Source organism: Ralstonia sp. A12, from assembly GCF_000801955.1.
GTDB lineage: Bacteria > Pseudomonadota > Gammaproteobacteria > Burkholderiales > Burkholderiaceae > Ralstonia.
Genome location: NZ_JSZO01000004.1, coordinates 22,648 through 47,746, shown reverse-complemented (window position 1 = coordinate 47,746; position 25,099 = coordinate 22,648). Strand labels below are relative to the sequence as shown.

Sequence of the window (25,099 nt, the reverse complement as noted above, 5' to 3'; positions counted from 1 at the left end):
CAAGCACCTCGTGCGATGATCGGCGGCTTTCCAGCCTGCCGTTTGCCCCATCGCCCAGATGCCGCCCACACAGCACCGCTATCACTTTCCGAATCTGCTGGAAGCGTTCCTCATCATCCTGGTGCTCTATTTCCTGGAGTACGTCATGGATGCGATCATTTGGAAGTTCGGCCGAGACGCGGGGCTTGAGCCCGTCGCCATTCAGAGCATCGGGCGCGTGCTGGCTTGCGGGCTGGTCTTCACCGTGCTGCTGCACCACGCCAAACGCACCTACCGCGAGCTCTTTCATGAGAGTGCGCACTCGTGGGGCGCCACGCTGGGCTTGTTGACCGCGCCGATCCTGCTGCTGACACCGGGGCTGTTGCTGATCGAGTCGCTGGTGCAGATCGTGGTAGTGCACTTCTTTCCGATGAGCCAGTCGATGAGCGACAGCATGCAACGCATGGTCACCAGCGGGCTAGGTTCGATCGTGCTGGTGTGCCTGGTTGCGCCCATCGTCGAAGAGATGCTGTTTCGCGGCGTCATCCTGCGCAGCTTTCTGCAACAGTACCCCTCCGGGGTCGCCATCGTGCACTCGGCAGCGGTGTTCGGGCTGGCGCATCTGAACGTGTATCAGTTTGTGGGCGCGTTCCTGACCGGCCTGCTCCTGGGCAAGCTCTATGAGCGTACGCGGTCGCTGCTGCCGTGCATTCTGGTGCACGGGTTCTACAACACGGGTTGCACAATCTTGGCCTACCAATCTGCGCCAGGAGAATGGCTGACGGCGCCCAGCCTCTCGCTACCGTGGTGTGTGTTTGCGCTCATCAGCGGCAGCGCCGGTGCGTGGCTGCTCTACAAGCTCATCGCTCCCCGTGCGGCGCCAGACGCTGAGCCACAAGCCTGAGCGGGCCGCCTGCTGCGAGCGGCCCGCACCTCAGCCGTTACCGCTGTGCGGCGCGAAACACCACCGCCAACCCCAACAGAATCATCCCCATCCCCGCCATCGCCACCACCGACAGGCGATGGCCGAGCACCACATCATCGAGCAGCGCGGTCACCACCGGCACGAGGTAGAACAGGCTCGTCACGTTGACGAGGTTGCCGCGTTGCATGAGCCGGTAGAACAGCAGTTGCGCACCCACTGACATCACCACGCCCATCCACAGCAACGCGGCGATGCCGGGCACGCTGGGCACGAACGCGGTCGGTTGGGTGAGGGCGAAGCCGGTGCACAGCACCAGGCTCACCGCGTTCTGCAGCGGTAGCACGTCAATGGGGGCCTGACCCAGGCGCTTCTGCCAGATCGCGCCCACTGTCATGCTGGCGAGCGAGGCCAGCGCATAGGCGAGACCAGCCATCGGCACTTGCTGCGCATTGGCGCCGCCCACAACCAGCGCCAGCCCGCCCAACGCCAGCACGAGCCCCGCCATGCGCCGCATGGACCACGCCCGTTCTGTTGCCAACAAGGTCAGCACCGGCTGCACGCCGAGCACCGTGGCCAGCAGCCCCGGTGTGAGCCCATGGTCGAGCGAGAGCAGATAGCAGATCGAATAGCCGCCGGTGAGCAACGCACCGGTGCCCGCCACCTTCAACCGCGAGCCCGGTACGGGCCACCAGCGCCCGCGCCAGAGTCCCAACCCCGCCAGCACCAGAGAGGCCAGCGCAAACCGCCCCACCAGAAACGCGAACGCCGGGACATGCTGCACCCCGATCTCCGCAAAAATTGCACCGCTGCTCCACAGCAGCACGAACAACACCGTCGCGCCGGACCCTGCCAGCGCGGCTTGTATGGAACGCATACCACTCACCTGTCGAAAAGGAATGTCGGGTTCCGGTGTGCGCGGCGCGAACGCGCACGCCCGCCTCGGGCACAAGCCCGAGCCTGAATCAGGTCAACCGGAAACGAAGCGGCCGGAAATCAGCCGCGAGCGAACAGGCACGGCGGCGGAGCGCCGACCATGCCCTGGCCCGGAGGGGCCGCAGGTGGGGAAAGCGGAGGGAAGGGCCCAGGTTGCACGCACACGTCTTCCATGCGGGCGCGTTGGCCGGCAGCGAGGAGGGTGGCGGGAAGTCGGGGCATGAAGACGAGGATTCGAAGAATCAGAATTTGCCGATGGCGTTGCAGCAGGTTAGCGAGGTTGCAGGTGCAACGCAAGCCGCATCAGGCAGCGCTGTGCGCGTTACTTCAGGTACGACTTGATCACCTGCATCACGGCGTCAAAGTCCTCCTGACGCTGCGCCTCGGTGGGCTCCTTGACCACGTGATCCATCAGGTGGCCTTCGAGGACAGCCGCCATCAACCCGTTGACCGCGCCGCGAATGGCCGCGATCTGCTGCAGGATGGCCGTGCAATCCCCCTCCTCGGCGAGTTGTTTTTCCAGCGCAGTCGCCTGCCCCTGGATGCGCCGTACGCGCGCCAGCAGCTTGGCTTTGTCGCGGATGGTATGGGCCATGAATCGGAGGTTGGGGTGGTTTGAATGACGCGAAAGGGTAGCATCAATATACTGGGGGGGAGTATAGTTCGTCCAATCGAATTCACCACCGGCTGCCCCTATGACCGCGTTTGCCACCCTTCTGCAGCAAGGCAATGCCTGGCTGTTCGTCCCCAGCGCCATCCTGCTTGGCGCCTTGCATGGCCTGGAGCCGGGGCACTCCAAGACGATGATGGCGGCGTTCATCGTCGCCATCCGGGGCACGCTCTCGCAAGCGGTGCTGCTGGGACTGTCGGCCACGGTGTCGCACACCGCGGTGGTGTGGGCGGTGGCGATGGCGGGGCTGTACTTCGGCCGCAACTGGAATCCGGAGACGACCGAGCCGTACTTCCAGGTGGCGTCGGCTGTGCTGATCGTCGCGGTGGCGGGGTGGATGATGTGGCGTACATGGCGCAGCACCCGCGCAGAGCACGACCATGACCACGATCACGGCCATGACGAGGTCAACCGTATCGACACCGGCCACGGCATCGTTCGGCTGGAGGTGTTCGAAGATGGCGTACCGCCGCGCTTCCGGCTGACGCGCGAGGGCACGCACGGCCACGCCTGGTCAGCCGACCAAGTGGAGGTGGTGACCGAACGGCCCGACGGCAGCCAGCAAGCCTTCAGCTTCGTGCAGCGCGATGGTTTTCTGGAGTCGGAGCAGACCATTCCCGAGCCGCATGCCTTCACGGCACGCCTGTCCCTTGGGCATGCGCACCATCGGCATGACTATGACGTCGAGTTCGTCGAGCACGACCACGCGCATGCCGCGCATGACCACGGTGGGTTGGATGTGTCTTCCGGTGACTATCAAGATGCGCACGAGCGCGCGCATGCCAACGACATCCGCCGCCGCTTCGCCAATCGCGACGTGACCACTGGCCAGATCATCATGTTCGGCCTGACCGGCGGGCTGGTGCCATGCCCAGCATCCATTACCGTGCTGCTGCTGTGCCTGCAGCTCAAGAAGGTCACCCTGGGTGCGGCGCTGGTGCTGTGCTTCAGCATCGGCCTGGCCTTGACGATGGTGGCCTCAGGCGCGCTCGCAGCATTGAGCGTGAAGCACGTGTCGCGGCGCTGGAGCGGCTTTGGTGAGTTCGCGCGCAAGGCGCCGTATTTCTCGGGTGGGTTGATCGCGCTCGTTGGTCTGTATGTGGGCTGGCAGGGGGTGCAGGGGGTGATGCAGTTGACGTAAGTACACGCGTCTCCCGCTGCGCCGGGGGACAGGGCACTCATTCTCTGTAGCGATCTCTACAGCATTGCAGCGGTCATTACCGGCACCTATGCTGCCGTCATGACCGCTTCCTCCCATTCCTGGCTCCTGCTGATCGTCAGCCTGCCGACGGCCGGCGCCACCGCCCGCATGCGCATCTGGCGCGCCGTCAAGGCGCTAGGCTGCGCCGCCTTGCGCGATGGGGCGTACCTGCTGCCCGCGCATGCGGAGCAGGCGACGCAACTACGCAACTTGGCCGACGAGGCGCTGCAGGAGGACGGCCAGGCCTGGCTGCTGCGCGTGCAAGCCGATGAGGCCGCAGACAACGACGCATACCGCGCCCTGTTCGACCGCACGCCCGACTACACGGACTGGCTGACCGAACTGTCAAAAGCCCGCGAGACGCTTCCCGACCTGCCTGCGGCAGAACGCAACCGTCTGCGGCGGCGCCATGCACGCACCTACGAAGCCATCCGCCAGATCGACTTCTTTCCCAATGAAGCCGCCGTGCGCGCGGCGGCGCAATGGCGCGATTTCGCGGCCGCTGTCGAAGCCACCCAGTCACCCGGCGAGCCACATGCCACCTCGGGCAACATCCCACGGCGTGACCCGGCGCAATACCAGGGCCGCGTATGGGCGACGCGCCGACACCTGTGGGTAGACCGGGTGGCGAGCGCGTGGCTGATCCAACGCTTCATCGATCCGCACGCGCGCTTCCTCTGGCTAGGAAACCCCGCTGATTGCCCCGCCGATGCGCTGGGCTTCGACTACGACGGTGCGACCTTTACGCACGTCGACGGGCGTGTGTCGTTCGAGGTCCTGCTCACCAGCTTTGGCCTGGATGACAACCACGGGCTCGCGCGGCTCGGCGCCATGGTGCATGCGCTGGACGTGGGCGGATCGACGCCCCCCGAAGCCGGCGGCTTTGAAGCCATTCTGGCCGGTGCCCGCAAGCGGCTGGCCGACGACGATGCGTTGCTGGCGGACATCGGCACCGTGCTCGATTCGCTGTACGTCCATTTCTCCGGCAGCCGGAAACCGTAACCACTCTGCAGGCACCCGACATGAGCGCTGCCAACGAACGCCCCACCTACACGCTGTGGCAACTGGTGCTGTACTTCGTGCGGCTCGGTGCACTGGGTTTTGGCGGGCCGGTTGCGCTGGCCGGCTATATGCGCCGCGACCTGGTGGATGCGCGCCAGTGGATCACTGAAGCCGATTACAAGGAAGGCCTGGCACTTGCACAACTGGCGCCGGGGCCACTCGCTGCGCAACTGGCGATCTATCTCGGCTATGTCCATTACCGCATCCTGGGCGCCACGCTGGTCGGCATCCTGTTCGTGCTGCCCTCGTTCCTGATGGTGGTAGCGCTGGGCTGGGCCTATGTGCGCTTTGGTGGGCTCGTGTGGATGCAGGCCGTGTTCTACGGCGTAGGCGCCTGCGTGATCGGCATCATCGCCATCAGCGCGCGCAAGCTCACCACCAAGAGCGTCGGCAAGGATCGGTTGCTATGGGCCATCTATCTGGTGCTGGCGGCAGTGACGGTCATCACCGAATCGGAGGTGGCGTGGCTGTTCCTGGCAGCCGGGGTGCTCGTGTTGTTCTGGCGCGCACCGCCCAAGTGGGTGCGCCAGGGCAAGGTGAACGCTCTGGCGGCAGCGCCGATTGCTGCAGGCAGCAGCATCCTGAGCATGATCGACTGGCCGCTGCTGTCGCAGATCGGTGTGTTCTTCGCCAAGGCGGGTGCGTTCGTGTTCGGCTCGGGGCTGGCCATCGTGCCGTTCCTCTACGGCGGCGTGGTCACCGAACATCATTGGCTCAATGAGAAACAGTTTGTCGATGCGGTGGCCGTGGCAATGATCACGCCGGGCCCGGTTGTGATCACGGTGGGCTTCATCGGCTACCTGATCGCGGGGTTTCCCGGTGCTTGCGTGGCGGCGGCCGGCACCTTCCTGCCGTGCTACCTGTTCACCATCCTGCCGGCGCCGTACTTCAAGAAGTACGGCAAGCTGCCGGCGATCCTGGCATTTGTCGATGGCGTGACGGCCGCAGCGGTGGGCGCCATCACGGGGGCAGTGATCGTGCTGGCCAAGCGATCGATTGTCGATGTGCCAACGGTCTTGCTGGCGCTGGCGACCATCGTGCTGCTGGTGAAGTTCAAGAAGCTCTCGGAGCCGATGATCGTGGCGGGCGCGGCACTGATCGGCCTGGCGATCTATCCGCTGCTGCATCACTGATCGCTGACATGGAGGTTGCCATGCAATGGATCACGCGCGAGCGCCCCAAGATTGATCGCATCGCCTGCCCGTGGCTGATCGCCCGCTTCATCGACGAGACACCCGACTTCCTCTACGTGCCGGCCGGCGATGTACTGCGCGTGGCCAACGAAACCGGCGCCATCCCGTACGACATTCCCGGTGTGGCGCTCACGCATGTGGGTGAGCTGTGCAGCTTCGATGCGTTTCTCGATCAATACCGCCTCGGCAACGATCCGGCCCTGCAACAACTCGCTCGCATCGTGCGCGGCGCGGATACCTCGCGGCTGGATCTGACACCGCAGTCCAACGGACTCTACGCGATCTCGCTGGGCCTGTCGCACGTGTTTTCCGATGACCACGTCATGCTCGAACACGGTCTGGTGATGTACGACGCGCTCTATGCCTGGTGCAAGCACTGCCAAGCGGAAACCCACAACTGGCCGCCGCAGATGCCGGCGTGAAATGGGGTGGCTTGGGCGTGCGGGACACACGTTCGCGCCATGCTGCATCCACTGCCGCACGACCTGCGTATCAGCAAGTACCGGCGGGCGCGAAAAATTTCTCATGGAAGCCGTGTCAGGTTTGCATCGATGCCGCGACCAACAGGGGAGGTCGATGCCACCGGCAAGCGATCCGTCGCACGGCCATCTACCGATGGCGCACGCTCATTCAATGAGGAGTTCATCATGCACACCACCCGTTCTTCTGCACGTACCCGCCGCCTGTCGCTCGCCCTGCTGGCCACGCTGACGGCCTCCGCCGCACTGTTCGCGGCGCAACCCGCCGCAGCCGCACGCAGCGTCGATCCCTATACGCAAGGACAAAGCCGCCTGGACAAGGTGGATGCCTACACGCAAGGGCACAAGCAAGACAAGGCTGATCCGTTCACACAAGGTGCAGATCGTCAGGCCGACACCTACGGCTATCTGTCGTGGAGGCGCGACCGCTTCGACCCGTATGCGCAAGGCGCTGACCAGCAACGCACTGACACACGTGGCGTGCTTGCCTGGAACCGTGATTCCACCTACCCCAGCACCCCGCAAGGCGCACGCGCATGAGCCGTGCTGCTGGCGTAAGAAGGGCTCACCTGCACCGGTAGCCCTTCTCATCCGTCATCACCCATCAACGCGCCAGCGTCGCGCCTTCCTCGACAATCATGTCGTAGAGCGCACGCGCCGCAGGCGACAACTGCGCCGCCCTGCGCGTCACGAGCACCAGCGTGCGCGACACCTCCGGCTCCACCAGTTCAATCGTGCGGATCATCGGGTACGCGTTCTTCTGGATCGCGAGCCGCGGCACCACCGCCGCGCCCAGTCCTTCCGCCACAAGCCCGAGCGCCGTTGAGCTGCGCTGGACCTCGTAGAACGAATGCAACGTCACTCCACTGTTCTTGAGCGCGCCTTCGAGCAGGCTGCGATTGCCGCTCACCTCGCCGGCAAAGATCAGGGGATGTGGTTGCAGTGCCTCCCAGCGGATGCGGCGTCGCTTGGCGAGCGGATGATCGTCGCGACAGATCAGCACGTACGGGTCGTTTGTGAGCGGCACGCTGGTCAACTCAGGATGCTGGTCGCCTGCGATGCTGATGCCAAATTCCGCCTCGCGTCGCAGCACCGCCTGCAGCACGGATGCGGACGCGTGATCGAGAATCTTCACCCGGTCATGCGGCCGGTGCGCCGAGAACGCCCGCAGGATGCGCGGCAGATACTGCACGCCCACCGTCGGCACGCAGGCAATCGTGATGTCCCCACGCTGGCTCAAACCCGTCTCGCGAATTTCCGTCAGCGCATCGGACAACTCGCTCAACAACCGGCGCGCCTGCGGCAGGAAGCGCCGCCCGATCTCCGTGAGTTCCGTCCGGCGCGTGGTGCGCTCCACCAGCGCTACGCCCAGGAACGCCTCCAGCTTGCGCAGCCGTTGCGTGATCGCCGTCTGCGTCACATGCAGCGTATCGGCCGCCTGCGTGAAGCTGCCGCACTCCGCAATCGCTACAAAGGCCTGCACGCCCAGCGTATCGATCTTCATCAATCAGATAAGTGAATCAATGGGAACAATGAATTCATTTTACTGATCCCCTTGAGGGCCACAGAATTCTCCTCATCGACAGCAACCACGGCAGGAGAAGCACGATGACGACACAACACGACTGGAGCGCGACCCAGTACGTTCAGTTTGAAGAAGAACGCACACGGCCAGCCAGGGACTTGCTGGCTGCCGTGCCGCAAACGCCCATCCACAGTGCCATCGACATCGGCTGCGGGCCGGGCAATTCGACCGAGGCGCTGATCGCGCGCGCACCCGGCGCGGCAATCCAAGGCTTCGACACCTCGCCCGACATGATCGACGCCGCACGCAAGCGCTTGCCCGACGTGCGCTTTGAGGTCGCCGACATTGCCACGTGGGATGCGCCCAGTGCATACGATCTGATTCTCGCGAACGCCGTGCTGCAATGGCTGCCCGCGCACGACACGCTGCTTCCAAAGCTGATCAGCAAGCTGACGAAGGGCGGTCATCTTGCGGTGCAGATGCCCGATAACCTGGACGAACCCACGCACCGCCTGATGCGCGAGGTGGCCGCCGCTGGCCCGTGGGCGACAAAGCTCAAGGGTGTGGAGCGCACCGAGCGGTTCGACCCGCGCCGCTATTACGCGCTGCTGTCGCCGCTGTGCTCGCGCGTGGATGTGTGGCGCACCACGTACTACCACCCGCTGCGCGGCGGTGCAGATGCAGTGGTGGAGTGGCTCAAGGGCACCGGGCTGCGGCCGTTCCTGGCCGCGTTGAACGACGACGAGCGGGGCGCCTTCCTCACGCGCTATCGCGAAGAGATCGCCAAGGCCTATCCGGCACTCGGCGATGGCACGGTGCTGCTGCCGTTCCCGCGCCTGTTCATCGTGGCAACACGCAAGTAAGCAAACACCAGCGCTCCAATGGAAAAAGCCCGTCGGCATACACCGGCGGGCTTTTTTTGCCTGACCTGCGAAGCGCTTAGCGCGGCGAGTTCAGGGTCAGGGGCATGTGACGGTTCACATCCTTGTACAGCAGGTAGCGGAAGCGGCTAGGGCCACCCGAATAGCAGGCCTGCGGGCAGAACGCGCGCAGCCACATGAAGTCGCCTGCTTCCACCTCGACCCAGTCCTGGTTCAGGCGATAGACAGCCTTGCCTTCCAGTACGTACAGGCCGTGCTCCATGACATGCGTTTCCGCAAACGGAATCACGCCGCCCGGCTCGAAGTTGACGATGTTGACGTGCATGTCATGACGCATGTCGCTCATGTCAACGAAGCGGGTGGTGCTCCAGCGTCCTTCGGTATCCGGCATCACCAGCGGCTGGATGTCCTGCTCGTTGGTCACGAAGGCGTCCGGCAGCGGTACGCCGTCGACCTTCTGGTAGTGCTTGCGGATCCAATGGAAGCGGGTGTGCTGGCCGGAAGTGTTGCGCACCTTGTAGTCGGCGCCCGGCGGAATGAAGGCGTAGCCACCCGGCTGCATGTTGTGGACCTGGCCTTGCAGGGTCAGGGTCAGCTCACCTTCGACGATGAACAGCACGGCCTCGGCGTTGACGTCCTGCTCCGGCTTGTCGCTGCCGCCCTTGGGGGCCAGCTCGACGATGTACTGGGAGAAGGTCTCGGCAAAGCCGGACAGCGGGCGAGCGATCACCCACATGCGCATGTTGTCCCAGAAGGGCAGGTGGCTCGTGACGATGTCGCGCATCACACCCTTGGGGATCACCGCGTACGCCTCGGTGAACATCGCGCGATCCGTCAGCAGATCAGTCTGCGGCGGGTGGCCGCCATGCGGCGCGTAATACGTTGTTTTAGACATACTGCATCCAGGCAATGGGTTGGTCCGGCCCCGGGCGCAAACAGCATCGGGCGGTTCGTACGCGGGCGGCGTTGACGATAGCGAAGTCGATAACAATCGACCAATTAAATGTTGCGATGACTTCCATTCGATTTCCCACTACCTGCCGTCGTTGCGGCGCGCAAGTCAGCGCGCCGGCCTCAGGCGTGCGCCAGCATCAACTCCAGGTTCTGCACCGCCGCACCTGAGGCGCCTTTGCCGAGATTGTCGAACACCGCCGTCAGCAGGACTTGGCCGTGGTCGTTAGCGAACACGCCCAGACGCATGTCGTTGGTGCCGTTGAGCGCCTGCGGGTCCAGATGCGGCAGCGCCGACGACACCTGCAGCGGCATCACCTCCACATGCTGGGCGCCCGCGTAGTGGTCGGCCAAGCAGGCATGCAGCTGGGCAGCATCAACGCCGGGCGCCAACAAGCGCTGCTCCAGCGGCACCGTCAGCACGATGCCCTGGCGATACGCGCCGTACGCGGGCACGAACATCGGCCGCTGCGAGAGCCCGACGTGCTGCTGGATCTCCGGCACGTGCTTGTGCGCCAGTCCCAGCCCGTACATCTGGAACGGCAACGCGTGCGCGGCGTTCGGCCCCTCGTGCTCTTCCACGCGAGCGCGCCCACCGCCCGAGTAGCCAGACACCGCATGAATGCTGATCGGGTAATCCGCCGGCACCAGACTCGCGTGCACCAGCGGGCCAAGCAGGCCAATCGCGCCGGTCGGATAGCACCCCGGATTGGTCACGCGCGATGCAGTGGCAATGCGCTGAGGCTGGTCTTGCGCCATCTCCGGAAAACCGTACGTCCAGCCAGGTGTGGTGCGATGTGCGGAGCTGGCGTCGATCACGCGCACGGCCGGGTTGACGATGGACGCCACCGCCTCGCGCGCAGCCGCATCGGGCAGGCACAGGATGGCGATGTCGCACGCGTTGATGGCCTCGGCGCGGCGCTGCGGGTCTTTGCGGGCGTCGGCGGGCAGCGTCAGCAATGCCAGATCCCGCCGATCCACATGGCCGCGCAGGCGTTCGTGGATCAGCAGGCCAGTGGTGCCTTGGTCACCGTCAATGAAGACAAGGGGCGTGGACATGGCGGGGCGCTCCAATGGAAAGAAGAGGGTCAGTGCGAGCCACCATCTTCGGGCGCGATCTAGAATATGAAAAGTTGAATTTCACAACCACCATATTCAGCTTTTCTGAACGATCGACACCCATGCGTGAAATCAGCCTGGACCGCCTGCGTACCCTGGTGGAAGTCGCCGACCGCGGCTCGTTTGCCGACGCGGCACGCGCGCTGCATTTGGCGCCGCCCACCGTCAGCCTGCACATTGCCGAGCTGGAAGATCGCGTGGGCGCGCCGCTGCTCACGCGCAAGCGCGGGCAGGTGCAGCCCACCGCCATCGGCGAGGTGATGGTGGACCGCGCCCGCAAGCTGCTCGCCGATGCCGAACAGGCGCTGGACGACATCCAGCGCCAGGTGCAGGGCCTGAGCGGGCGCGTGCGGCTGGGCGCTTCCACCGGCGCGATCGCGCATCTGCTGCCGCAGGCGCTGGAGGTGCTGCGGCAGGACCACCCCGGCATCGACGTGCAGGTGGCGGTGCTCACCTCGCAAGAGACGCTGGCGGGTCTTGCCGATGGGGCACTCGACATCGGCCTCGTAGCGTTGCCGCAATCGCAGGTGGCGGGGCTGGCGATCAAGCCGTGGCGGCGCGACCCGGTCATGGCATTTCTGCCGGCGCATTGGCAGTGCCCGGCGCGTGTCACGCCAGCATGGCTGGCTGAGCAGCCGCTCATCCTCAACGACACCACCACGCGGCTCTCGCGCCTGACGACGGAGTGGTTTGCGGCCGACGGCCATCACCCCGCACCGCGCATCCAGCTCAACTACAACGATGCGATCAAGAGCCTTGTGGCAGCGGGCTACGGCGCCACGCTGCTGCCGCACGAAGCGTCCACGCCGGTACCGGATGCCCGCATCATCATGCGGCCGTTGCGCCCGGCGTTGTGGCGTCAGCTCGGCATTGCGCATCGGGCGGGGCATATCGAACGCGCAACGCAGCATGTGCTCGACGTGCTGTGGGGCATGCGCGCGCGGTAGCACCACGGTGTTTGGTTTGGACGTCAGCCGAGCAGGTATTCGCGCGTGAGTTGCCGCGCCCGGTGCAGGCGGCTCTTTACCGCCGCGCGGGTCTCGTGCAGTTGGTCGGCAATCTCGCCGATGGTCATCTCGTTCAGGTCGCGCAGCACGATGATCTCGCGGTAGTGCGCAGGCAAGGATTCCAGCGCGGCGGCCACGTCGTGGCGCAGGTCGTCCACAGGCAGACGCGCGAGCCAGGCTTCCACCTTGTCGTCATCCCACGGGTCGGTCGAGAGAGCCTTGCGCGCCATGCGATGGCACTCGCGGCGCACGATGGCGAACAGCCAGCTCGAGAACGCCGCCGCCGCGCGCAGCGAGCCCACCTTGCGTGAGAGCACCAGCAGGCTTTCCTGCACGGCGTCATCCACGTCGGAGATCAGGCAGTTGCGCTGCGCATAGCGGCGGATATCGGGCTGACAGACCGCCAGCAGGCGCTCGATGGCCGATACGTCACCCGCGCGGGCGGCGTCGAGCAGGGGTTGGTGACGGACAAGATCCATGGCGTCAGTTACGCGGGGGTTGGCGCCGGCGACCGACCAGCGCACACGCCGGGCAGAAACCGACCACGCCGGTCAGGCCAAAGCCGGCACCGGCCGCGGCCAGCAACCAGCTCCAGGGCGCGGCCGCCAGGGCCAGCCCGCCCACCGCAACAGCCAGCGCCAGCACGATGCGCACGGCGCGCTCCCAGTTCGGCACGTTCTTTACATACAGCGCAGATTTCAGAAACGACATGATGTTCTCCAATGGGGTCGGACGAAAGGTGAGGGAAGTCCTCGCCCCTTAGAGGCACCGTCGCGCCAAACGGATTCGCGCCCATCAAAAAAAACTGCGCCGTACTCACACGGCAAGCGCATGATGGCCGCCGTTGCATGCGTGTCACGCAAATTTGGGTTGACTTCGCCTGCCGCGATAACTATCTTAAGATATGTTTTTAGACATAACGCGGCGCAAGAATCACCCAGGCGATCTCCGCCACGGAAATACGCGCCCCCTCTCCGTTTTCTCTGCCCTCTCCCATGCCCTTACTTGACTCCAAGCGCGAGCGGCATCTGCTCTGGCTGCTCGCGCTCACGCAGTTCACCGTCATCATGGATTTCATGGTGATGATGCCGCTCGGTCCGCAGATCATGCATACGTTTGGCATCGGTCCGGCGGCGTTTGCCACGGCGGTGTCGGTGTATTCACTGTGCTCCGGCGCCTCTGGCCTGCTGGCCGCCACGTACACCGATCGCTTTGACCGGCGCCGCCTGTTGCTGACGGTGTACGGCCTGTTCACACTGGCCAACCTGGCCTGCGCGCTGTCAGGCAGCTACAGCATGCTGCTGTTTGCGCGGGCGTTTGCGGGGCTCACGGGCGGCGTGCTCGGCTCGCTCGTACTCGCCATCCTGTCGGATGTGATTCCGCCGGCGCGGCGCGGCGCGGCCACTGGGGTGGTGATGTCGTCGTTTGCGCTGGCGGCCATGGCCGGTGTGCCGGTGGGCATCGCGCTCGGTGCACACCTCGGCTGGACGGCGCCGTTCTACCTGTTGACCGTGATGACCGCGCTGACGTGGCTCGGCGCACGGCACACCATCCCGCCGCTCACTGAACACCTGAGCAACACCCGCCAGACCCCCAGCGAGATCCTCGCGGGCCTGTGGCAGCTGCTGAGCAACCCGCGCCATCTGCGGGCCTTCCTCCTGACCTTCGTGATGATGGGCTCGCACATGCTGGTGATCCCGTTCATCTCACCGGTGCTGGTGGCCAACCACGGCATCGCGCCGCAGGATCTGTCGTGGCTGTACGTGGCAGGTGGGGCGGCGTCGTTCTTCACCTCACGCGCCGTGGGCAAGCTGGCGGACCGCTACGGCCGCCGCCGCGTGTTCGTGGTGGCGGCACTGCTGGCGTTCATCCCGGTGCTGGTGATGACGCATCTGCCCGACTGGCCCTTCATCGGCATGCTGCTGTTCTTCCCGTGCTTCATGGTGATCCTCTCCAGCCGCATGGTGCCGATGCAGGCACTGATGACGACCGTGCCCGCCCCGCAGGTACGCGGCGCGTTCCTCTCGGCCAACAGCGCGGTGATGTCAGTGGGCACAGGTGCGGGCGCTTGGATCGGCGGGCTGCTGCTGTCCACCGGCGCGGGCGGCCACATTGATGGCTACGGGCTGAACGGCTGGCTGGCCGTGGCGGCGGGGCTGTTCTGTGTGTTCTGGGTGAGCCAGGTGAAGGGGTCGGATGCGCATGGCGATCCGTCGCTGGCGGCACCGTCCGGCGCGTCGGGTCCGCAAGCCGTGCTGCAGGCCCCGCGGGCGGAGAAAGTCTGAGCGTTATTCGGCTTCCACTACCGTCTTCAGCTTCACCAGGTCGCGCTGCACCCATTCGGCATCGGCCTCGAACTGCGCGTCGTCCATGCCGGGCAGTTGAAACAGCGTGAGCGAGACGGTGGTGCCGGCGCCATTGCGTACCACGCGCAGCGGCACATAGATGACGGTGTCGTCCTGCAGGCGCACCCAGTGGTCGGCAATCCCAAACGTGTTGGGCGGGCTGAACCGGATGAACACGTTGCCCTGCGGCGCATCGGCAATCCACTCGTCGGGCGCCGCACCCGAGCCCTGCGTGCTGGGTGTCAGCCCGGTCGACAAACCCGTCGCCCAGGTGGGGTAGTTCAGCGGCTCGGCCAGGAAGGTGGCCACATCATCAAAGTGACGTTCGACGTTGATGCTGAGGGTGCGGACGGGATGCATGCAAACTCCAGTGCAGGCGAGATGCGCCGATCGCTGGAGTATAGGCGCCGCCCATCCGCCCGCCCCCTTCAGGCGGGCAGCTTGCGAAAGCTGATCGCCAACCGGTTCCACGCGTTGATGGTGGACACCAGCAGTGTCAGGTCGACCAGCTCCGCATCGGAAAATTGGGCGCGCACGGCCTGCCACACATCGTCCGGCACGCGGGTTTCAGCGACGAGGGTGACGGCTTCCGTCCAAGCCAGCGCGGCGCGTTCGCGGTCGGTGAAGAACGGCGTTTCTTGCCAAACGGAAACGGTGGCCAGGCGGCGGTCGTCCTCACCGCCCTTGCGTGCGTCGCTGGTGTGCAGATCGACGCAGTAGGCGCAGCCGTTGATCTGCGAGGCGCGCAGGCGCACGAGTTCGGTCAGCGGCTTTTCCAGCGGGCTTTTGCTCAGTGCTTTTTCCAGGCCCATCATGGCCTGGATGGCGGCGGGATTGGCTTTGTAGAAGTCGAGGCGGGGTTCCATGATCGGGCTCCAGTGCGAGGTGACAGGTGCCAGATTAGGGGTTCGAGTGGCACCAAAACAGCGCCACTCCTGTGTAGTTTCAGGTAGCCAGTTTGGCGAGCACCTGTGCCAACCGGCCAAGGCCAGCATCGATCTCCACCTCGTTCACATAGCCGTAGCCAATCAGCAATCCGGGCTGCGGGGCGCGCGCGACATGCATCTTGGTCGTGCCATACAAACCCACGCCCACGCTTTCGGCCAGCTTCAGCACAGCGGCCTCTTGCAGCGGCGCGTGTAGCTGCGCGGCCATGTGGATGCCGGCAGCAGACGGCAGCGGCGTCATCCACGGTGCCAGGGGCCCGCGCAGATGCCGCAGCAGGGCATCGCGCCGTGCCACGTATTCCTTGTGCATGCGGCGCAGGTATTTGCCAAAGTCGCCGTCGAGCATGAACTTGGCGAGCGCCGCCTGCATGAGCGATTCGCTATGCCAGTCGGCCACCTGCTTGGCGCGCCGCAGCGGCGTGAGCAGCGAAGCCGGCGGCACCACGTAGCCGATGCGCAGCTCCGGAAAGATGGTCTTGGAGAACGTGCCCACGTAGGCCACGCAGCCGGCCGCGTCCAGGCTTTTGAGCGATTCCATCGGCCGGCCGTCGAAGCGGAACTCGCTGTCGTAGTCGTCTTCCACAATCAGCGCGCCGTGGCGCTGCGCCCAGTCGAGCAGTTGCGCACGGCGGGCCAGACTCATCGGCATGCCGAGCGGAAACTGGTGCGACGGTGTCACGTAGACGAGCCTGGTGCGCGGTGGCAGTGCGTCGACCACGAGGCCTTCCGCATCCACCGGCACGGGTACCACGTTGGCACCCAGCGCCTGCAACGCGATGCGTGCGGGCGGATAGCCCGGGTCTTCAATCGCCACGGTATCGCCCGGACGCACCAGCACGCGGGCGATCAAATCGATGGCCTGCTGCGCACCCTGCGTGACGACGACATCGCCCCAAGCGCAGACCACCGCACGGCTGAACGCCAGATAGCGTGAGATGGCCAGGCGCAGCGTCTGGTCGCCCGCCGGGTCGTGATACGCACCACGCCCGCGCGCCTGCAAACGCAACCCGTGTGCAACGCAGCTGCGCCACTTGTCGAATGGGAACAGGCGCTTCTCGGTCACGCCGCCTACAAAGTCGTAGACGATGCTCGCGCGGGGCATGGGCAGTACGTCGGGCACGTCGTTCCACGGCGTGGCGAAGGTGTGCGTGGACGGTGCAGGCGCGGCAATTTGCTCGGCCGGCGACACACGCGGCGTGCGGCCGGCCAGCCCCTGCGTTGCTTCGGCCACGAAGGTGCCGGAGCCCGCGCGCGAACGCAGGTAACCCTCGGCAATCAGGCGTTCGAACACATCGAGCGTGGTCTTGCGTGACACGCCAATCTGCAGCGCGAGATCGCGCGTGGAAGGCAGCCGCTCGCCAGGCGCAAGGCGGCCGTCGAGGATGGCGGTGCGCAACTGGCGGTAAAGCTGGCCGGCAAGGTCATGCCGGCCGTGGATCGTCAAATGGACATCCATCGTGGACGCGGGAAGCGTTGGGCTGCGCCATTCTACGAAAGCCGCCGCGGCGGCGGGCAACGTTGTGCGCTCAACCCTCGCGGCCGTCCACGCGCGGCGCCAGCAGCCACGGCGTGTAGCGCCACAGATAGACGGCGAAGGCTGCCACCCACAGCGCTGTCGCGGCGCCGATCCACACACCGCGCGGCAACAGCATCGGCCCGGCCACGCGCACCAGTGCAGCCAGCGTGATGGCGGCATAGGCAAAGGTCTCTGCCCGGCCCACGCGCAACGGGCGCCCGGTGTGACCGAGTGCCGTGCGCGTGATCATCGCCACGATGGCGCCGCCGATGGCCCCGGCCATGAGCGCGTGCAGCGCGGTCGAGCGGCCGCCCCAACCGAGTGCGGCGGCCGCCAGCATGGCAAAGCCGAGCGGCAGGAAGGCGTATGCGACATGCAGGATGGCGACGATGGGGGTGCGCAGCGTGCGGCGCGACTCCCAGCCGATCCAGCGGGCCGCCTGCGCAATGGCAGCAGCGGCAAACACGGCGGCGGGCACGAGGCCGCCCATCGGCACGGCCAGTGCCACGACGGCCAACACCGTCAGCGGCACCACGGTGCGCTCGGCCCACACGAAACGCCGGATGCGCACGCCAGGAACAGCGTTGGTCGTGAACATCGGGATGACGCGCCCGCCAATGACCGTGACGAATACACAGATCAACCCGGCTGCGGCATCAAGACAGCGCAACGCGGCGAGTGGCGCGCCCATCGCCAGTGCCGCATGAAAGCCGGCGTTGACGGCGCCCAGCACCAGCAACGCAATCGCCAGGCCGTAGTTGCGCGCGCTGCGTGCGCGCCGCAGAACCAACAGGAACAGCACGCCGCACGCCGGCAGAAAGGCCACGTCGGCCGCCACGGCCAATGGCAGCGGCCCCGTCCACATCAGCACACGCGCCGCAAGCCACAGCCCGGCGAGTACGGCCAGCGACTTGCCCTGTGGCGTCTGCAGCCCCGTCCAGTTCTTGCCGGCAGTGAACAGGAAACCGACGACCACTGCCGCGGCAAAGCCGAACACCATCTCGTGCGCATGCCAGAACAACGGTGCCAGCGCCGGACCGTGTGCCGACGCCATGCCGCCCAGCAGCAGCATCGCCCACGCTGCCATGCCGGCTGCAGCAAACGCCGCCGCCAGCAGATAGAACGGGCGAAAGCCGAGCGCGAACACCGGAGGCCCCGCATACGGTACGCGGCTGGCAGGGTCCGGTTGCCCGATGGTCAGCAGCGGGGCAGGGCGGGGCATGGTGGTCTCCCGGGCGATGGCGATGAGTATTGGCGGCTTACAGGATGTCGTCCAGCAGATCGGGGCCGAACACCTCGCGGTGGATGCGCTCCGCCGGCACCCCTTCCGCGAGTAGCGCGGCGCGTTGGGCCTGCATGAAGGGGAGCGGGCCGCAGAGGTAGAAGTCCGCATTCGCCGCATGGCCTTCGAGGAAGGTGTCGAGCGTCATGCAACCGGGCTGGGCTGGGCGTGCAACGAATTCCGCCGCTTCGCCGGACTCCAGGAACACGTGCGCTTCGAAGTCGGGCAGGGCCCGTGCGGCGCGCTCCAGATCGTCGGTGTGCGCGACATGTGCCGCTGCGCGATCGGCGTGGCTGAACACGATCTTGCGCGTGCTGTTCTGCTGCGCCAGCGTGTTGAGCGTGGCGATCATCGGCGTGATGCCCACGCCAGCCGACATCAGCACGATCGGGTTGTCGGTGGCGAGCTGCGGCACGAAGTCGCCATAGGGCTGGCTGACGAGCAGGACGTCGCCTTCGCGCGCATGGGCATGCAGCCAGTTCGATACGGTACCGGCGGGGCGATCCCCATCACCGGCATCGCGCTTGACCGAGATGCGCCACGTGCGGCCGTTCGGCGCGTCCGACAGGCTGTACTGGCGCTGCTGCAGCACGCCCGGCGCCAGTTCCACCTGCACCGAGATGTACTGCCCCGGCAGGAAGCACGCCAGCGGTGCATCGCCCACGGCTTCCAGCGTGAAGGAGACAACGTCTTCTGCCTGCTGGCGGCGCTCGACAATGCGCACCGGTTGGCGATGGTCCGGGCCGCTGCCGGCGTGCTGATACAGGCGGGCCTCTGCGGCGATCAGCTCGGCGGCCAGCAGCCAGTAGGCCTCATCCCACGCGGCCAGCAGTTCCGGCGTGGCGGCATCACCCAGCACCTCGGCAATCGCGCCCAGCAGGTGCCGCGCAACGATGGGGTAGTGGCTCGGCTTGATGCCCACGGCCGCATGCTTGTGCACGATGCGCGCGACCACCGGGGCCAGCGCCGCGTTGTTGCCGTGGTTGGCCGCATACGCAAACACCGCGGAGGCCAGCGACTGCTGCTGCGATCCATTCGCCTGGTTGCCCATGTTGAACAGGTTGGTCAGCTCGGGGTGGCTGGCAAACATGTTGCGGTAGAAGGTCTGCGTGATGGTCAGACCGTGCTCGCGCAGCACGGGCACGCTGGCATCAATCAGGGGTTTGGATTGTTCGGACAGCATGGAAAGCTCCAAATATGTGTATTAGATGCAACAAATAAGACCGGGGGCGCCGTTGCACTTTCTGTGGTGCTGCAGCGTGTTCTTGCGACTTCCTGAGACCGATTCTATTAAACGTGCATTTTTCGTACAACAATATGACCTGCGGCAAACCAGCGCATCCAAGGCGCTCGCTTACCCGTAAGATGTGTCCTTCATGAATGTTTTGCGCACAACGCACCTGCCATGCGACTGACCGACTACACCGACTACGCCCTGCGCACGCTGATCTACGTGGCCGTGCACCCGGACGAGCTGGTCACGATCCAGCGCATTGCCGATGCGTTTGACATTCCCAAGAACCACCTCATCAAGATCGTGCAGCAGCTTGGGGCAGACGGCTTCCTGCACACCGTGCGCGGGCGCGCGGGCGGCATCACGCTGGGCCGGCCGGCTGCCGAGATCAACCTGGGCGACGTGGTGCGCGCCACCGAGCCCGACTTCCGCCTGGTCGAGTGCTTCCGCGCGGACGACAACCACTGCGTCATCACCCGCGCCTGCGGCTTGCGCGGCGTATTGAACGACGCGCTACGTGCGTATTTCGCGGTGCTCGATACGTACACGCTGCAGGACCTGGTCGACAAGCCCAACGCGTTGAGCCGGGCCTTGGGGGAGGGCGTGGCTCTGCCGATGCCGCGTGCGACCAAACGCAAGTCAGGTTGATCGCTTCACCATCCAGAAGCGCCCGCTCGGGCGTGCTTGACAACGTTTGACAGCTTCCGTGCCTGGCCCCGCCTAGATTGTCTGCTCCGCAAACACTAGGCACCCAGGCTTGACGGTTCGCCCAACCGCGGCGACGGCGTGCCCAGGTGCCCCCAAAAGGAGGCAGACATGGGTGACAAGCGCATCCGCACCGAGCACGAACACACTTTCGAGAACATCAAACAGCGGAACGAAGATCATTCCGAGTTCTGGTTTGCCCGTGAGCTGGCACCTCTACTGGAATATCCGCATTGGCACAACTTCTCGCGGCTCATCGAGAAGGCCAAGATTGCGTGCGAGCGCTCGGGCCATGTAGCGGCGGACCATTTTAACGAGACCATCAAAATGGTCGATCTCGGTTCCGGTGCACAGCGTGCAGTGTCCGACTATCGGCTCTCCCGCTACGCTTGCTACCTGATTGTCCAGAACGGTGATCCCTCCAAATCGGTCATTGCAAACGGACAAACCTACTTCGCGCTGCAAACGCGCCGCCAGGAGCTGGCGGACGAGGCGCGCTTCGGCCAACGCTCCGAAGACACCCGACGCCTCATGCTGCGCGGTGAACTGACCGAGCACAACAAGGCGCTGACGGCCGCAGCCAGGAGTGCCGGCGTGGAGTCGGGGCTGGACTACGCCATCTTTCAGGATCATGGCTACAAAGGCTTGTACGGTGGGCTGGGCGCCAAGGACATCCACAGCACCAAGGGCCTGAAGAAAAGCCAGAAGATCCTGGACCACATGGGCAGCACGGAGCTGGCCGCCAACCTGTTCCGTGCCACGCAGACCGAAGACAAGCTGCGCCGTGACAACGTGCGCGGCAAGCGCCTAGCCAATGAAACGCACCGCGAGGTGGGCGCCAAGGTACGCCAGACCATTGTCGAGATCGGCGGCACCATGCCGGAGAAATTACCGACCCCGGCCAAGAGCATCAGACAGATCGAGAAGGAACAACAACGACTGATACGTGACGCCGGATCGTCCGAGCCAGACAACGCTTGAGTCCACCCGCGACCGAGTCAGCGACCGCCTCCAGCAGGCGGTTTTTCCTGTGCGCATTCCGTGCACCAGAACCTCGTCGCGCAAACATTCTGCCGACCAGAACAACTCAGCGCTCGCTAAGGAAACCGAGCAAACTCCTGCGCCGATTTCACCTGAGCGTCATCGTCCGTCACCAAGATTCGGCCGCGCAAACGTTTTGGCTCTGCAAGAGCCGCCCACACCGCATGGGCGGCCAGGAACGTTTGCCCGACCTCATCACTTCGACTGGAAACCACGATGCTCTCAACCAAGAAGACGCTGATCGCGATTGCTGTGCCTGTGTGCCTGTCTCTCGGCCTCTACGCGTGCGGTGGCAGCGACGATGCCCCGACAACCGCCGGCCCTGACACCACACCGGCCAACCCAACGCCGACCACTCCGACGACACCGCCGGCCAAACCGCAAGGCATGTGGACGACGGGCGACCTGCACGTACACACGGCAGAGTCCGTCGATGCCGTCACGCCGCTGGCGACCGTGCTCGATCGCGCATTCAACGCCAGCAGCCTGGACTGGATGGCGGTATCGAACCACCTGCGTCCGTCGCCGCGCGATGCCACGGGCGCCACGCTGCCGGGCGGCTCGATTGCCGCATCGGCCGGCGTCGCCAAGTATGAGATGCCCGCCATCGCTGACGCGCAGACCGCAGGCAAGTACGCCGGCAAGCTGATCTTCTCCGCTGCGGAGTGGGACATGCCGACACACGACCACCTGAACGTCGGCATCTTTGAAGGCACCGGCAAGCTGCAGACTTCGGCCAAGGGCCTGAACAAGTTCGAATACTTCTTCACGCAGCAGGCCACCGCGCTGTTCGACCCGAACGATGTGGCCGCGTGGCAGCAGGAGGGCCCGCGTGCCGGCACCACGCATATAGATGTGGTCAACGCGTTCAAATGGCTCAAGACGAATTACCCGAACAGCAGCTACGGGTTGATCAACCACCCGTCACGCAACCCCGGCAAGTACACGGTGGCGGACTTCCGCGAATTCAACGACACCGCGCCCGACATCATGTTCGGCATCGAGGGCATGGTCGGCAACCAGATGGAGCCCGACCGCGGCGGCTACAACAGCGCATACGTCGACGCCAACCTGAAGAACCGCACCTACGGCGGCGTCGACTACGTGGTCGCCCAAGTCGGTGGCATCTGGGATGCACTGCTGGGCGAGGGCCGTCGCGTGTGGAACTTTGCCGACTCCGACCACCACTTCGAAGTCGATGCCACGCAGCAGTTCAGCAGCGGCTACTACCCCGGTGAATACGCCAAGACCTACCTCTGGCTGCCGGGCACCAGCACCGATCTGAAGACGCTGCTGACGGCCATGCGCTCGGGCAAGTCGTTCGCGGTGTTTGGTGACCTGATCAACGCGCTGGACTTCCGCGCGGGCAATGCGGCCGCGTCGGCCGACATGGGCGCCACACTCGCCGCCCGCGCCGGCGACAAGGTGACGATCACCATCCGCTTCAAGAGCCCCGACCACAACAACTACGAGTACCCGCTGGGCAGCGGCTTCAAGGCGAACATGCGCCCGGTGGTCGACCACGTTGACCTGATCGCGGGGGACGTGACCGCCAAGGCTGCATCGGGCACGCCGGCCTATACGAAGGACACCAACGACTCCACCAAGGTCATTGCCACCTTCACCAAGGCCGACTGGAAGGTCGATGCCGACGGCTACAACAGCATCACGTACACCTACACGGCCGCCAAGAACCAGTACTTTCGCCTGCGCGGCACCAACCTCGGCATGAACGTGTCGGGCGAGACCAGCAACGGCAACCCGCTGCCGGACCAGAAGACCGTGGTGACAGAAAACGTAGCGCGCTTCAACGCCATCAACGACCGCAACTACAACGATCTGTGGTTCTACTCGAACCCGGTATTCGTGTCAGTGCAGTAAGGCCGGTGTAGCAGCAGCAACTCACGCGGCGGCCGGCGCTTCGGCCCGCCGCAGCCACACCGTCACCGCCAGCCCGGCGCCACCGGGGCCGGGCGCCAGCGCAACCTGCCCGCCCATGCGGTCGACAATCTGCCGCACGATCGCCAGACCCAGGCCGCTGCCCTGGGTCTGCTGAATGTGCGCACTCGCCAGGCGCGTGAAGCGCTCGAACACACGCGCATACGCCTCGGGCGGAATGCCGGGGCCGTTGTCGGTCACCGTCAACATGGCCCAACCGTAGTCGGCCGACACATGCACGGTGACGTGGCCGCCTTCCTGCGTGTAGCGCACCGCGTTGTCCACCAGGTTGAACAGCAGGGCCGCGACCAGCGTGCGGTTGCCGGAGGTCCAAACCGGCTGTTCAGCGTGCTCCATGCCCAGATCGATACGCCGGCCATCGGCCAGCAGCGCCAGGTCTTCCAGCACCGTGCGCGCCACTTGCATCAGGTCGACTGTCTCGCTGGTGGCGGCCGAGGCCTCGGCCTGCGACAGTAGCAGCAAATCATTGATGAGATCGGCCAGATTGCGCGTGCTGGTGCGCGCAGCTTTGAGCACCTCGCGCAGCGCATCGTCGGCATTGGTTTGCGCCGCCACCTGCATCTGTGTGTCGAGAATCGCCAGCGGCGTGCGCATCTGGTGCGCTGCATCGGCAATGAAGCGCTTCTGCGTGAGTGCGTTGTCGGCAATACGCTGCAAGTACTGGTTGAACGCGCCGGCAATCGGCTGCAGTTCACGCTGCAAGCCATCGGGGTTGAGCGCCGCCAGATCGGTGGGCGAGCGCGCCGACACGTTGGCCGCCAGCCGCAAAATCGGCCGCAGCTCCAGCGTCAGGCCGATCAGGATCATCGCCAGCGCCAGCCCCACCAGCGCTAGCTGGCGCACGGTGGACGGCCACCACAACTGGCGGATCATCGCGTCGCGGCCGCTCATGGTTTGCGCCACGCGGGTGACAACGCGCTCGGTGCGCCCGGCGTCGTACATGGTGCGCACCACGGCCGCCACGTGCACGGGCTGACCCTCCAGCGTATCGGTATAGGTACCAATATCGGCCAGACCCGCGGCATCAAAGGCGGGGCGCGTACCGAAATCCAACCGCCCGGCCAGCAGGCGGCCATGCTCGGTGCTGACCTGGTAGGCAATCTGGTCGCGCACCTGGGTCTCGGGCGCGGCGAACACCGCCAGCGCCGCCGGCGGCACTGACACGCGCAAGCGGCCTTCGTCCCATTCGACTTGGCCACTGATCATCTGTGCGGCGGTGTCCAGCGCGTGAAAATGGACGAGATCGGCGTTGTGGCGCGCGGCGGCCAGGTCCAGCCAGGCATCGGCCGCCACGTAGACCACCAGCGGCAACGCCAGCCACAGCACCAGCCGCGCACGCAGGCTGCGCGCGCGTGAGGTGGCCCGTGCCGCCTTTGCCGCCTGTGCCGCCGGTTGTTCAGGAGGGTTGGGTTGACGCATCGCGCAGCAGGTAACCGAGGCCGCGCAGCGTGACGATGGTGGCCGTGGAATGCTCCAGCTTCTTGCGCAGGCGGTGGATGTAGATCTCGATGGCTTCGGGGCTCGCCTCTTCGTCCAGGCCGAACACACCGTTGACCAGCGCCGGTTTGGACACGGTGCGCCCGAGCTTGAGCATGAGGATTTCCAGCACGGTGTGCTCACGCGCGGGCAGCACCAGCGGCTGGCCGGCCAGCGCGAAGGTGCGGCTGCCGGTGTGGTAGGTCAAATCGCCACAGTGCAGCTCGACGGATTGATCGGGCGTGCTGCGCCGCACCAACACCTGGATGCGCGCGATCAATTCACGGATCTCGAACGGCTTGACGAGGTAGTCATCGGCACCGGCGCCCAGGCAGGCAACCTTGTCGTCAATGCCGCCGCTGGCCGTCAGGATCAGCACCGGCACGGCATTGCGGCGACTGCGCAAACGTTGCAATACACCTTGCCCCGACAACGTGGGCAACTGCAGATCCAGCAGTACCACGTCGTAGTGCTGCGTGAGCAACAGGCTATCGGCGGATTCGCCATCCGTGGCGTGATCCACCGTGAAGTGCGCGCGGCGCAGGGCTTCTGACAGCCAGTGCGCCAGCGGGGCGTTGTCTTCGATCAGGAGCAGCTTCATACGAAAACAGCGCGTCCGAAAAATGAAAGCGATTTGTGGGTTGCCGCTTCCTAGAATGGTGACGGCTG

Annotated in this window: 26 protein-coding genes; 12 read left to right on the top strand and 14 right to left on the bottom strand. The window is 65.4% G+C overall.

Features of this window, described 5'->3' with window-relative positions; translation table 11 throughout:
- Positions 1 to 58: 58 nt before the first annotated feature.
- A complete protein-coding gene (locus tag PI87_RS07915) occupies positions 59 to 883 on the top strand; it encodes a CPBP family intramembrane glutamic endopeptidase (RefSeq protein WP_039597171.1) in 825 nt (274 codons plus the stop codon).
- A 37-nt stretch (positions 884 to 920) separates the two neighbouring features.
- Here the strand turns inward: PI87_RS07915 and PI87_RS07910 are convergent, their stop codons facing one another.
- Both PI87_RS07910 and PI87_RS07905 read right to left on the bottom strand, forming a co-directional pair.
- Positions 921 to 1,778 (bottom strand): DMT family transporter, encoded by an 858-nt coding sequence (locus PI87_RS07910; protein ID WP_039597170.1) that lies wholly within the window; start codon positions 1,776 to 1,778, stop codon positions 921 to 923.
- A 381-nt stretch (positions 1,779 to 2,159) separates the two neighbouring features.
- Complete coding sequence (locus tag PI87_RS07905; protein WP_039597169.1) at positions 2,160 to 2,432, bottom strand: metal/formaldehyde-sensitive transcriptional repressor; 273 nt, start codon at positions 2,430 to 2,432, stop codon at positions 2,160 to 2,162.
- Between the two features lie 100 nt (positions 2,433 to 2,532).
- Between PI87_RS07905 and PI87_RS29015 the strand changes: the two genes are divergently transcribed.
- The 5 genes from PI87_RS29015 (at position 2,533) to PI87_RS07880 (ending at position 6,982) form a co-directional block, all read left to right on the top strand.
- Positions 2,533 to 3,648 carry a nickel/cobalt efflux protein RcnA gene (locus PI87_RS29015; protein ID WP_039597168.1) on the top strand — a complete coding sequence of 372 codons (1,116 nt, stop codon included), beginning with the start codon at positions 2,533 to 2,535 and terminating at the stop codon, positions 3,646 to 3,648.
- Between the two features lie 99 nt (positions 3,649 to 3,747).
- Positions 3,748 to 4,710, top strand: a complete 963-nt coding sequence (locus tag PI87_RS29010; protein WP_039597167.1) for a chromate resistance protein ChrB domain-containing protein — start codon at positions 3,748 to 3,750, stop codon at positions 4,708 to 4,710.
- A 20-nt stretch (positions 4,711 to 4,730) separates the two neighbouring features.
- Entirely contained in the window at positions 4,731 to 5,903 is a 1,173-nt protein-coding gene (locus PI87_RS07890; RefSeq protein WP_039597166.1) for a chromate transporter, read from the top strand.
- A gap of 20 nt (positions 5,904 to 5,923) precedes the next feature.
- Positions 5,924 to 6,385: a chromate resistance protein ChrB domain-containing protein gene (locus tag PI87_RS07885; RefSeq protein WP_039597370.1), complete on the top strand. Its 462-nt coding sequence runs from the start codon at positions 5,924 to 5,926 to the stop codon at positions 6,383 to 6,385.
- 225 nt (positions 6,386 to 6,610) lie between these two features.
- Positions 6,611 to 6,982 (top strand): hypothetical protein, encoded by a 372-nt coding sequence (locus PI87_RS07880; protein ID WP_039597165.1) that lies wholly within the window; start codon positions 6,611 to 6,613, stop codon positions 6,980 to 6,982.
- Between the two features lie 64 nt (positions 6,983 to 7,046).
- Here PI87_RS07880 and PI87_RS07875 read toward each other — a convergent pair whose 3' ends face one another.
- Complete coding sequence (locus PI87_RS07875) at positions 7,047 to 7,946, bottom strand: LysR family transcriptional regulator (RefSeq protein WP_039597164.1); 900 nt, start codon at positions 7,944 to 7,946, stop codon at positions 7,047 to 7,049.
- A 104-nt stretch (positions 7,947 to 8,050) separates the two neighbouring features.
- On the opposite strand from PI87_RS07875, the gene tam reads away from it, so the two are divergent.
- Complete coding sequence (tam, locus tag PI87_RS07870) at positions 8,051 to 8,830, top strand: trans-aconitate 2-methyltransferase (RefSeq protein WP_039597163.1); 780 nt, start codon at positions 8,051 to 8,053, stop codon at positions 8,828 to 8,830.
- A gap of 76 nt (positions 8,831 to 8,906) precedes the next feature.
- On the opposite strand, the gene PI87_RS07865 is transcribed toward tam, so the two are convergent.
- Positions 8,907 to 9,743 carry a bifunctional allantoicase/(S)-ureidoglycine aminohydrolase gene (locus PI87_RS07865; RefSeq protein ID WP_039597162.1) on the bottom strand — a complete coding sequence of 279 codons (837 nt, stop codon included), beginning with the start codon at positions 9,741 to 9,743 and terminating at the stop codon, positions 8,907 to 8,909.
- A gap of 179 nt (positions 9,744 to 9,922) precedes the next feature.
- Positions 9,923 to 10,858: an N-acetyl-gamma-glutamyl-phosphate reductase gene (argC, locus tag PI87_RS07860; RefSeq protein ID WP_039597161.1), complete on the bottom strand. Its 936-nt coding sequence runs from the start codon at positions 10,856 to 10,858 to the stop codon at positions 9,923 to 9,925.
- 122 nt (positions 10,859 to 10,980) lie between these two features.
- Between argC and PI87_RS07855 the strand changes: the two genes are divergently transcribed.
- Positions 10,981 to 11,865 carry a LysR family transcriptional regulator gene (locus PI87_RS07855; protein ID WP_039597160.1) on the top strand — a complete coding sequence of 295 codons (885 nt, stop codon included), beginning with the start codon at positions 10,981 to 10,983 and terminating at the stop codon, positions 11,863 to 11,865.
- Positions 11,866 to 11,888: 23 nt separating this feature from the next.
- On the opposite strand, the gene PI87_RS07850 is transcribed toward PI87_RS07855, so the two are convergent.
- Both PI87_RS07850 and PI87_RS07845 read right to left on the bottom strand, forming a co-directional pair.
- The gene (locus tag PI87_RS07850) at positions 11,889 to 12,404 is read right to left on the bottom strand and encodes an RNA polymerase sigma factor (protein ID WP_039597159.1); all 516 of its coding nucleotides are present in this window, start codon (positions 12,402 to 12,404) and stop codon (positions 11,889 to 11,891) included.
- A gap of 4 nt (positions 12,405 to 12,408) precedes the next feature.
- Entirely contained in the window at positions 12,409 to 12,636 is a 228-nt protein-coding gene (locus tag PI87_RS07845) for a YgaP family membrane protein (protein ID WP_039597158.1), read from the bottom strand.
- 284 nt (positions 12,637 to 12,920) lie between these two features.
- On the opposite strand from PI87_RS07845, the gene PI87_RS07840 reads away from it, so the two are divergent.
- Positions 12,921 to 14,210 carry an MFS transporter gene (locus PI87_RS07840; RefSeq protein ID WP_039597157.1) on the top strand — a complete coding sequence of 430 codons (1,290 nt, stop codon included), beginning with the start codon at positions 12,921 to 12,923 and terminating at the stop codon, positions 14,208 to 14,210.
- A gap of 3 nt (positions 14,211 to 14,213) precedes the next feature.
- On the opposite strand, the gene PI87_RS07835 is transcribed toward PI87_RS07840, so the two are convergent.
- The 5 genes from PI87_RS07835 to PI87_RS07815 form a co-directional block, all read right to left on the bottom strand.
- Positions 14,214 to 14,630, bottom strand: a complete 417-nt coding sequence (locus tag PI87_RS07835; protein WP_039597156.1) for a hypothetical protein — start codon at positions 14,628 to 14,630, stop codon at positions 14,214 to 14,216.
- Positions 14,631 to 14,698: 68 nt separating this feature from the next.
- Positions 14,699 to 15,136, bottom strand: coding sequence for a carboxymuconolactone decarboxylase family protein (locus PI87_RS07830; protein ID WP_039597155.1), 438 nt, complete (start codon positions 15,134 to 15,136; stop codon positions 14,699 to 14,701).
- Positions 15,137 to 15,215: 79 nt separating this feature from the next.
- Positions 15,216 to 16,673: a MocR-like pyridoxine biosynthesis transcription factor PdxR gene (pdxR, locus tag PI87_RS07825; protein WP_039597154.1), complete on the bottom strand. Its 1,458-nt coding sequence runs from the start codon at positions 16,671 to 16,673 to the stop codon at positions 15,216 to 15,218.
- A gap of 70 nt (positions 16,674 to 16,743) precedes the next feature.
- A complete protein-coding gene (locus PI87_RS07820) occupies positions 16,744 to 17,955 on the bottom strand; it encodes an NnrS family protein (RefSeq protein WP_039597153.1) in 1,212 nt (403 codons plus the stop codon).
- Positions 17,956 to 17,992: 37 nt separating this feature from the next.
- Entirely contained in the window at positions 17,993 to 19,198 is a 1,206-nt protein-coding gene (locus PI87_RS07815) for a globin domain-containing protein (RefSeq protein ID WP_039597152.1), read from the bottom strand.
- Between the two features lie 222 nt (positions 19,199 to 19,420).
- Here PI87_RS07815 and PI87_RS07810 point away from each other — a divergent pair, with 222 nt between their 5' ends.
- The 3 genes from PI87_RS07810 to PI87_RS07800 all read left to right on the top strand — a co-directional run bounded on the left by PI87_RS07810 (position 19,421) and on the right by PI87_RS07800 (position 22,876).
- On the top strand, positions 19,421 to 19,897 hold the full coding sequence (locus PI87_RS07810) for an RrF2 family transcriptional regulator (protein ID WP_039597151.1): 477 nt from the start codon (positions 19,421 to 19,423) through the stop codon (positions 19,895 to 19,897).
- Positions 19,898 to 20,065: 168 nt separating this feature from the next.
- Positions 20,066 to 20,935, top strand: coding sequence for a DNA damage-inducible protein D (gene dinD, locus PI87_RS07805; RefSeq protein ID WP_039597150.1), 870 nt, complete (start codon positions 20,066 to 20,068; stop codon positions 20,933 to 20,935).
- 276 nt (positions 20,936 to 21,211) lie between these two features.
- The gene (locus PI87_RS07800) at positions 21,212 to 22,876 is read left to right on the top strand and encodes an S-layer protein (protein WP_039597149.1); all 1,665 of its coding nucleotides are present in this window, start codon (positions 21,212 to 21,214) and stop codon (positions 22,874 to 22,876) included.
- A 21-nt stretch (positions 22,877 to 22,897) separates the two neighbouring features.
- Here the strand turns inward: PI87_RS07800 and PI87_RS07795 are convergent, their stop codons facing one another.
- Complete coding sequence (locus tag PI87_RS07795) at positions 22,898 to 24,373, bottom strand: sensor histidine kinase (protein ID WP_039597148.1); 1,476 nt, start codon at positions 24,371 to 24,373, stop codon at positions 22,898 to 22,900.
- A complete protein-coding gene (locus tag PI87_RS07790) occupies positions 24,351 to 25,031 on the bottom strand; it encodes a response regulator (RefSeq protein ID WP_039597147.1) in 681 nt (226 codons plus the stop codon). The genes PI87_RS07795 and PI87_RS07790 overlap by 23 nt, the downstream gene beginning before the upstream one ends.
- Between the last annotated feature and the right edge of the window lie 68 nt (positions 25,032 to 25,099).

Coding starts and splice junctions, on each gene's coding strand:
- PI87_RS07915 (WP_039597171.1), top strand. CDS start 59: ATGCCGCCCACACAGCACCGCTATCACTTTCCGAATCTGCTGGAAGCG.
- PI87_RS07910 (WP_039597170.1), bottom strand. CDS start 1,778: ATGCGTTCCATACAAGCCGCGCTGGCAGGGTCCGGCGCGACGGTGTTG.
- PI87_RS07905 (WP_039597169.1), bottom strand. CDS start 2,432: ATGGCCCATACCATCCGCGACAAAGCCAAGCTGCTGGCGCGCGTACGG.
- PI87_RS29015 (WP_039597168.1), top strand. CDS start 2,533: ATGACCGCGTTTGCCACCCTTCTGCAGCAAGGCAATGCCTGGCTGTTC.
- PI87_RS29010 (WP_039597167.1), top strand. CDS start 3,748: ATGACCGCTTCCTCCCATTCCTGGCTCCTGCTGATCGTCAGCCTGCCG.
- PI87_RS07890 (WP_039597166.1), top strand. CDS start 4,731: ATGAGCGCTGCCAACGAACGCCCCACCTACACGCTGTGGCAACTGGTG.
- PI87_RS07885 (WP_039597370.1), top strand. CDS start 5,924: ATGCAATGGATCACGCGCGAGCGCCCCAAGATTGATCGCATCGCCTGC.
- PI87_RS07880 (WP_039597165.1), top strand. CDS start 6,611: ATGCACACCACCCGTTCTTCTGCACGTACCCGCCGCCTGTCGCTCGCC.
- PI87_RS07875 (WP_039597164.1), bottom strand. CDS start 7,946: ATGAAGATCGATACGCTGGGCGTGCAGGCCTTTGTAGCGATTGCGGAG.
- tam (WP_039597163.1), top strand. CDS start 8,051: ATGACGACACAACACGACTGGAGCGCGACCCAGTACGTTCAGTTTGAA.
- PI87_RS07865 (WP_039597162.1), bottom strand. CDS start 9,743: ATGTCTAAAACAACGTATTACGCGCCGCATGGCGGCCACCCGCCGCAG.
- argC (WP_039597161.1), bottom strand. CDS start 10,858: ATGTCCACGCCCCTTGTCTTCATTGACGGTGACCAAGGCACCACTGGC.
- PI87_RS07855 (WP_039597160.1), top strand. CDS start 10,981: ATGCGTGAAATCAGCCTGGACCGCCTGCGTACCCTGGTGGAAGTCGCC.
- PI87_RS07850 (WP_039597159.1), bottom strand. CDS start 12,404: ATGGATCTTGTCCGTCACCAACCCCTGCTCGACGCCGCCCGCGCGGGT.
- PI87_RS07845 (WP_039597158.1), bottom strand. CDS start 12,636: ATGTCGTTTCTGAAATCTGCGCTGTATGTAAAGAACGTGCCGAACTGG.
- PI87_RS07840 (WP_039597157.1), top strand. CDS start 12,921: ATGCCCTTACTTGACTCCAAGCGCGAGCGGCATCTGCTCTGGCTGCTC.
- PI87_RS07835 (WP_039597156.1), bottom strand. CDS start 14,630: ATGCATCCCGTCCGCACCCTCAGCATCAACGTCGAACGTCACTTTGAT.
- PI87_RS07830 (WP_039597155.1), bottom strand. CDS start 15,136: ATGGAACCCCGCCTCGACTTCTACAAAGCCAATCCCGCCGCCATCCAG.
- pdxR (WP_039597154.1), bottom strand. CDS start 16,673: ATGGATGTCCATTTGACGATCCACGGCCGGCATGACCTTGCCGGCCAG.
- PI87_RS07820 (WP_039597153.1), bottom strand. CDS start 17,955: ATGCCCCGCCCTGCCCCGCTGCTGACCATCGGGCAACCGGACCCTGCC.
- PI87_RS07815 (WP_039597152.1), bottom strand. CDS start 19,198: ATGCTGTCCGAACAATCCAAACCCCTGATTGATGCCAGCGTGCCCGTG.
- PI87_RS07810 (WP_039597151.1), top strand. CDS start 19,421: ATGCGACTGACCGACTACACCGACTACGCCCTGCGCACGCTGATCTAC.
- dinD (WP_039597150.1), top strand. CDS start 20,066: ATGGGTGACAAGCGCATCCGCACCGAGCACGAACACACTTTCGAGAAC.
- PI87_RS07800 (WP_039597149.1), top strand. CDS start 21,212: ATGCTCTCAACCAAGAAGACGCTGATCGCGATTGCTGTGCCTGTGTGC.
- PI87_RS07795 (WP_039597148.1), bottom strand. CDS start 24,373: ATGCGTCAACCCAACCCTCCTGAACAACCGGCGGCACAGGCGGCAAAG.
- PI87_RS07790 (WP_039597147.1), bottom strand. CDS start 25,031: ATGAAGCTGCTCCTGATCGAAGACAACGCCCCGCTGGCGCACTGGCTG.